Below are 6,653 nucleotides of genomic sequence, written 5' to 3' on the forward strand. Positions count from 1 at the left end.
GCCGACCACAGCGCGCGGTCGGCCGGCGCGGCCGGCAGCGCCGCGGGCTTGTCCACGCGCAGGTGCGTGGCCAGCACCGCGCCGCCCGGCGCGAGGTCGAAGCGCAAGGCCTTCAGGCCGGGGAAGAAGTGCTGGTAGCCGAACGACATCAGCCGCGCGTCGGCGACCAGGGTGTGGCCGTTGCCCGCCTCGCCCAGGCCGAAGTCGCGCCGGTACACCGCCTGCGTCTTCGCATCGGCCGACAACAGCGCGGCCACGGTGTCGCGCGACTTGGCGTCGACCTGGCGTTCGCTGTCGAACAGCAGGCCGGGGTCGCTGAGCACGACGACGCGGTTGCCCTGCGCCACCAGCGCCAGCGTGCGGCGCGGCGACAGCGTCAGCGTGCGGCGCGGCGACAGCGTCAGCGCGTACACCGGCAGCGTCTCGCCGTTGACGCGGATCTGGTCGATCACGCTGAGCTGGCGGTCGTTGGTGGCGAGCGCGGCGGCGCCTTGCAGCGTGCGCGCCAGCACGCCGCGCGTCATCGCGATCACCCAGTGGCGCGGCGCGCCCTTGGCATCGGTCCAGAACGCCATCTCGGCCGGCTCGTCGAGCGCCAGCTCGATCAGCTTGTCGCCGAGCGTGGTGTCGTGCTCGAACGCGATGCGCTTCAGCGCGCCCTGCAGGCCGAGGCGGCTCTCATGCTCCTCGTAATAGAACGCGAAGTCCTCGGTCAGCACGTCGCGCAGCACCGGCGCCTTGACCAGGTCGCGCGGCAGGCGCGACAGCGCCGGCGTCGACACATAGGCCAGCGGATGCCCGAGGTCCACCTCGAGTGCGTTGATGTTGCCGCCGAAGCGCGACCAGCCGAGCGTTGCGACCGCGATCCCGCCGCCCACCAGCACCACCGCGACGGCGACGCCGGCCCATTGCTTTCGATTCAATCCCACGGGTTCTCCCCCTCCCAGCCGCGCCATGCTCTTGACGGCGCACGGGCGGCATCATCTCAGTGCCGCAAGCGGGACAGGTGAACTGGTCATGAAATCAGCGTGAAATACAGTCGGAGGCCGCATCGGCGCGCAGCATCCTCACAACATCTCCTCCGGCGCGAACGGCGACAGCAGCTTCACCGTCAGCCTCAGCCACAGGCTCGCCTCCGGCTCGCTGGTCAGCACCTTCGGCGCGCCGCCGGGCGGCGACAGCGTCCACAGCAGCCGGCCGTCGGCGTCGAGCGACAGCCTGTAGCTGTTGGCGCTGCCGACCTCGTCGACCAGCTGCAGCAGCTGGCGCGCGATCTCCGGGCTGTGCATCACGACGCCCATCTCGGTGTTCAGCCGGGCCGAGCGCGGGTCCATGTTCATCGAGCCGATCAGCACGTCGCGCTGGTCGATCACCAGCACCTTGGCATGCAGCGAGGCCTGCGACGAACCGAACGAGCCGACCTTGCTGCGCGGCAGGTCCAGGTGCACGCGCAGCTCGCGCAGGTCGACGCCGGCCTTCAGCATCTGCTCGCGGTAGCGCGCATAGCCGATGTGCACCGCCGGCGCGTCGGTGGTGGCCAGCGAGTTCGTCAGCACGCGCAGGCGCACGCCGCGGCGCTTCAGGTCGTCGATCAGCGCCATGCCGCGCGCGCCGGGCACGAAGTACGGCGAGATCAGCACGACCTCGCTGCGCGCGCCGCGCAACAGGCCCTCGACGTCGTCGCTGATCACCTCGTGCGCCGGCGCGGGCGCCTCCTCGGTGGCCGGCGCGCTGGCCTTGGTCGGCTTGTCGGCCAGCACGCGCGACGGCGCCCACACCAGCTTCAGCTGGTTGCGTGCCAGCTCGGTGCCGAGCGTCGACCGGGCGGCGTTCGCGACGATCGCCGGTGCCGAGGCCGCGGGTTCTCCGGCCAGCGCGCTCGCCGGGTGCTCGGGCGCTTCAGCCTGGCTCGCCGCTGGAGACACGGATGCGGGCGGCACATCGACCACCAGGCCGATCGGGTACGCCAGCGGGTCGTTCCAGAACCCGTCGAACACCGCCGACAGCGCCTTCACGGCCGGCCCGGCGACCAGCACGTCGATGTCGAGGAAGTTGCTCTGCGCGCTCTGCACGAAGTAGGCATCGCCCAGGTTGCGCCCACCGGTCGCGGCCAGCGCGTTGTCGGCGACGAACATCTTGTTGTGCATGCGGTGGTTGATGCGGGCCGCGTCGGTCAGCGACGCCATCACGCGGCTCAAGGTCGCCATGCGGCCCGACGGGAACGGGTTGTACAGCCGCACCTCGATGCGCGGGTGCTGCGTCAGCCGCAGCAGCGCATCGTCCTGGCCGGCGGTGTTCAGGTCGTCGATCAGCAGCCGCACGCGCACGCCGCGGTCAGCGGCCGCACGCACGCGCTGCATCAGCGCGCGCGACGATTCATCGCTGCGGATCAGGTAGTACTGCAGGTCCAGCGTCTTCTGCGCCCGGTCGGCGAGCGCGGTCAGCGCGGCGAACGCATCGTCGCCCGACGCCAGCACGCGGAAGCCCGAGATGTCCGGCGCCGGCGCGTTCGCCGCGACGAACTTGCCGAGCGCGGTGTTCTCCGGATCGGCCAGCGCCTGCACCGGCGCATGCGGCTGCGGTGGCGGCAGGCTGGCGCAGCCGCCCAGGCCGGTGAGGCAGAACAGCAGGCTGACGAAGGCGGTACGCAGCAATCGGTTCATTCAAGCGCCAGGGCAATCCGTGTGCCCTGGTCGATGGCTCGCTTCGCATCCAGCTCGCTCGCCTCGTCGGCGCCACCGATCAAGTCAGCGGTCACACCCGACGCACGCAGCGGTTCCAGCAGCTCGCGCAGCGGCAGCTGGCCGGCGCACAACACCACGGTGTCGCACTCGATCAGCTGGCCGTCGCGCCGCTCTTCGCCGTAGGTGACGAACAGGCCCTGCGGCGTGATGCGCTCGTAGTTGACGCCGCCGATCATCTCGACCTGCTTCATCTGCAAGGCCGCGCGGTGGATCCAGCCGGTCGTCTTGCCGAGCCCCTTGCCGAGCTTGCCGCTCTTGCGCTGCAGCAACACCACCTGCCGCGCCGCCGGCGCGGGCCGCGCCGGCACGACGCCGCCGCGCACCTCGGACGGATCGGCCACGCCCCACTCCGCCCGCCATTCGGCGAGGTCCATCGTCGGCGAGTGTCCCGGCGGCGTGACGAGGAACTCCGCCACGTCGAAGCCGATGCCGCCCGCGCCGATCACCGCCACCTTGTCGCCCACCGGCTTGCGCTGCAGCAGCACGTCGATGTAGCTGAGCACGTGCGGCAGCTCCTGGCCGGGGATCTTCGGGTCGCGCGGCGTCACACCGGTGGCGAGCAGCACGCGGTCGAAGTCGCCGGCCACCAGCAGCCCGGCGGTGGCCCGCGTGTTCAGGCGCAGCGTGACGCCGGCCGCCTGCAGCCGGTGGTTGAAGTAGCGCAGCGTCTCGGCGAACTCTTCCTTGCCCGGCACGCGCCGCGCGAGGTTGAACTGCCCGCCGATCTCGCTCGCCGAATCGAACAGCTCGACCGCATGGCCGCGCTCGGCCAATGTGCAGGCCGCCGCCAGCCCGGCCGGCCCGGCGCCGACCACCGCGACGCGGCGCCGCTGCCGCGCCGGCCGCTGCACCAGCACCGTCTCGCGCGCCGCGTGCGGGTTCACGAGGCAGGTCGCGAGCTGCGCCTTGAACGCATGGTCGAGGCAGGCCTGGTTGCAGGCGATGCAGGTGTTGATGGACTCCGGCTTCCCCGATGCCGCCTTGTTGACGAAGGCCGGGTCGGCCAGCAGCGGGCGCGCCAGGCTCACCATGTCGGCGCAGCCGTCGGCCAGCAGCTGCTCGGCCACCTCGGGCGTGTTGATGCGGTTGCTGGTGACCAGCGGGATCGTCAACCCGGCGGCGCGCAGCTCGCGGCGCATCGTCTGCGTGACCGATGCGAACGCGCCGCGCGGCACGCTGGTGGCGATGGTCGGCACGCGCGCCTCGTGCCAGCCGATGCCGGTGTTCAGGATCGTCGCGCCGGCCTGCGTCACCGCCTTCGCGAGCGCGACCACCTCGGGCCAGCTGCTGCCGTCGGGGATCAGGTCGATCATCGACAGCCGGTAGATCAGGATGAAATCGGGCCCGACCGCCTCGCGCACGCGGCGCACGATTTCCACCGGCAGCCGCATGCGGTTCTCGTACGAGCCGCCCCAGTCGTCGCGCCGCTGGTTGGTGTGCGTCACCAGGAACTGGTTGATCAGGTAGCCCTCGCTGCCCATGATCTCGACGCCGTCGTAGCCGGCCTCGCGCGCCAGCAGCGCACAGCGCACGAAGGCGCGGACCTGCCGCTCGATGCCGCGCACCGACAGCTCGCGCGGCATGAACGGCGAGATCGGCGACTGGATGCGCGACGGCGCGACGCAGAACGGGTGGTAGCCGTAGCGCCCGGTGTGCAGGATCTGCAGCGCGATGCGCCCGCCCTCGGCATGCACCGCGCCGGTCACCTCGCGGTGGCGGCGTGCCGCCCCGCTGCTGGCCAGCATGCCGGCGAACGGCTTGGTCCAGCCGGCGATGTTCGGCGCGAAGCCGCCGGTCACCATCAGCCCGACGCCGCCGCGTGCACGCTCGGCGAAGAACGCGGCCATCGCCGGGAAGTGCTTGCGGCCGTCCTCCAGGCCGGTGTGCATGCTGCCCATCAGCACGCGGTTGCGCAGCGTGACGAAGCCGAGGTCGAGCGGGTCGAGCAGGTGGGGATACGGTGCAGGATAGGGGGTCATCGGGAGGGCACGAAGCGGTCGGCCCATGCTATCTTTCCGCGCTCTGGGCCGGGTCAGGGCTTGGCCGCATAGACGCGCCGGGTTGCATCGGGTCAGAGGGGAGGCACGATGTCCCGTTCGCCCGCCGGCAATGCAATGCGCAGTGCGCGGGGTGCCGTTGCGGCGCTCGCATGGGGCACCGCCTGCGCCGGTGCGATGGCCGCCGACCTGGCGCCTCCTGCCGCTGCCGCCTCCGCACCGGCCACCGACTGGCACTACCGCGTCGTCCCCGGCGACACCCTCTACAGCATCGCCAACAGCTACCTCGCCCCCGGCAGCGGCTGGCACCGGCTGCAGCGCCTGAACCGCGTCGCCGACCCGAAGCGGCTCGAGCCGGGCCGCCAGCTGCGCCTGCCGGTGGCCTGGCTGCGCGCCGAGGCGACGGTCGCGAGCGTCGCCTTCCTGTCGGGCGGCGCCCAGCGCGAGCGCGCCGGCCAACGCATCGCGCTGGTGGTCGGCGACACGCTGCAGCCGGGCGACCTGCTGCGCACCGAGGCCGAMGCGAACCTGACGCTGCGCCTGGCCGACTCGACCCGCGTGCTGGTCTCCGGCGGCTCGCAGCTGCGCATGGATTCGCTGCTGGTGTTCGGCCACAGCGGCGTCACGCGCTCGCAGCTCTCGCTCGAGCAGGGCGAGGCGGAGTCGCGCGTCAACCCGCAACGCACGCCCGGCTCGGCCTACGACATCCGCACGCCGGTGCTGACGCTGGGCGTGCGCGGCACCGAGTTCCGCGTGCGCACCGCCGCCGGCAGCACGGCGGCCGAAGTCACCGAAGGGCGCGTCGCGGCCAGCGTCGGCCGCAAGCCGGTGGCGACCATCGGCGACGGCTTCGGCATGGTGGCCGGTGGGGCCGGCGCCTCGCCGGTGCGGCCGCTGCCGCCGGCACCAGGCCTGTCGACGCTGCCGACGCGCTATGAGCGCGTGCCACTGCGCTTCTCGTGGCCGGCGCCGCCTGGCGCCGCCGGCTACCGCGCGCAGGTCTTCGCCGACGAAGCGCTGAACCAGCGCCTGCTCGACGGCGAGTTCACCGAACCCGCCGCGCAATGGGCCGACCTGCCCGATGGCCGCTACCTGCTGCAGGTGCGCGCCCGCGACCCGCAGGGGCTGGAAGGCCGCAGCGGGCAGCTGGCGTTCACGCTGAAGGCGCGCCCGGAGCCGCCGTTCACGACCCAGCCGCGCGACGAGGGGCATGCCTACGGCGAGCGGGTCGAGTTCAACTGGACGAAGGCCGCTGCCGCGCAGCGCTACCACCTGCAGGTGGCCGACGACGCGCGCTTCGAGACCGTCCGCATCGACCGCCGCGACGTGGGCAGCGAACGCCTCGCCCTTGCGCTGCCGCCCGGCCGCTACCACTGGCGCATCGCGAGCATCGCGGCCGGCGACGACCACGGCCCGTTCAGCGATGCCAGCAGCTTCGAACTGCGCGAGACGCCGCCGCCGGTGGCGCTCGAGGCGCCGCGCGACGAGGGCGAGCGCCTGGTGTTCCGCTGGCGGGCCCGCAGCAGCGACGACACCTACGACGTGCAGGTCGCGACCGATCCCGCATTCACGCAGCTGGTGCTGGAGCGGCGCGAGAACCTGCCCGAGCTGGTGCTGCCGCGGCCGGCGCCGGGCCGCTACTACCTGCGCGTGCGCACGCAGCAGGCCGACGGCTTCACCGGCGCGTGGGGCGCGACCCAGCAGTTCGACGTGCCGCGCAGCCTGTGGTGGTGGCTGCTGCCGGGCGCCGCCGTGCTGCTGTTGCTGTGAGGGCCGCGCGATGACCTGGACCGCGCCGACCGGCCGACGCGCGGTGGCCCTCGCGCTGGCGGCGAGCCTGCTGCTCGCCGCGCTGATCGCCGCCACCGGCGTGCTGGCGGCCGCGCAGACCGCCTGGCACGACCTGCAGGCG

4 protein-coding genes are annotated in these 6,653 nt (G+C 72.7%); 1 reads left to right on the forward strand and 3 read right to left on the reverse strand.

All coding sequences use genetic code 11. The features are described 5' to 3' along the window. The 3 genes from AC1D1T_RS28630 to AC1D1T_RS28640 all read right to left on the reverse strand — a co-directional run. On the reverse strand, nt 1–929 hold a 929-nt coding region (locus AC1D1T_RS28630; RefSeq protein ID WP_477992961.1), incomplete at its 3' end, for a DUF2138 family protein. A gap of 138 nt (nt 930–1,067) precedes the next feature. Continuing rightward, nucleotides 1,068–2,663: a phospholipase D family protein gene (locus tag AC1D1T_RS28635; RefSeq protein ID WP_477827813.1), complete on the reverse strand. Its 1,596-nt coding sequence runs from the start codon at nt 2,661–2,663 to the stop codon at nt 1,068–1,070. Beyond that, nucleotides 2,660–4,723, reverse strand: a complete 2,064-nt coding sequence (locus AC1D1T_RS28640) for an oxidoreductase (RefSeq protein WP_477992962.1) — start codon at nt 4,721–4,723, stop codon at nt 2,660–2,662. The genes AC1D1T_RS28635 and AC1D1T_RS28640 overlap by 4 nt, the downstream gene beginning before the upstream one ends. A gap of 108 nt (nt 4,724–4,831) precedes the next feature. Between AC1D1T_RS28640 and AC1D1T_RS28645 the strand changes: the two genes are divergently transcribed. After that, nucleotides 4,832–6,511 carry a FecR family protein gene (locus tag AC1D1T_RS28645; RefSeq protein ID WP_477992963.1) on the forward strand — a complete coding sequence of 560 codons (1,680 nt, stop codon included), beginning with the start codon at nt 4,832–4,834 and terminating at the stop codon, nt 6,509–6,511. The last annotated feature ends 142 nt before the right edge of the window (nt 6,512–6,653 follow it).

Source organism: Rhizobacter sp. P2_H3 (assembly GCF_056403355.1).

Bases quoted from the DNA above. Each gene is read 5' to 3' on its own strand.
- AC1D1T_RS28635 (WP_477827813.1), bottom strand. From the start codon at position 2,663: ATGAACCGATTGCTGCGTACCGCCTTCGTCAGCCTGCTGTTCTGCCTC.
- AC1D1T_RS28640 (WP_477992962.1), bottom strand. From the start codon at position 4,723: ATGACCCCCTATCCTGCACCGTATCCCCACCTGCTCGACCCGCTCGAC.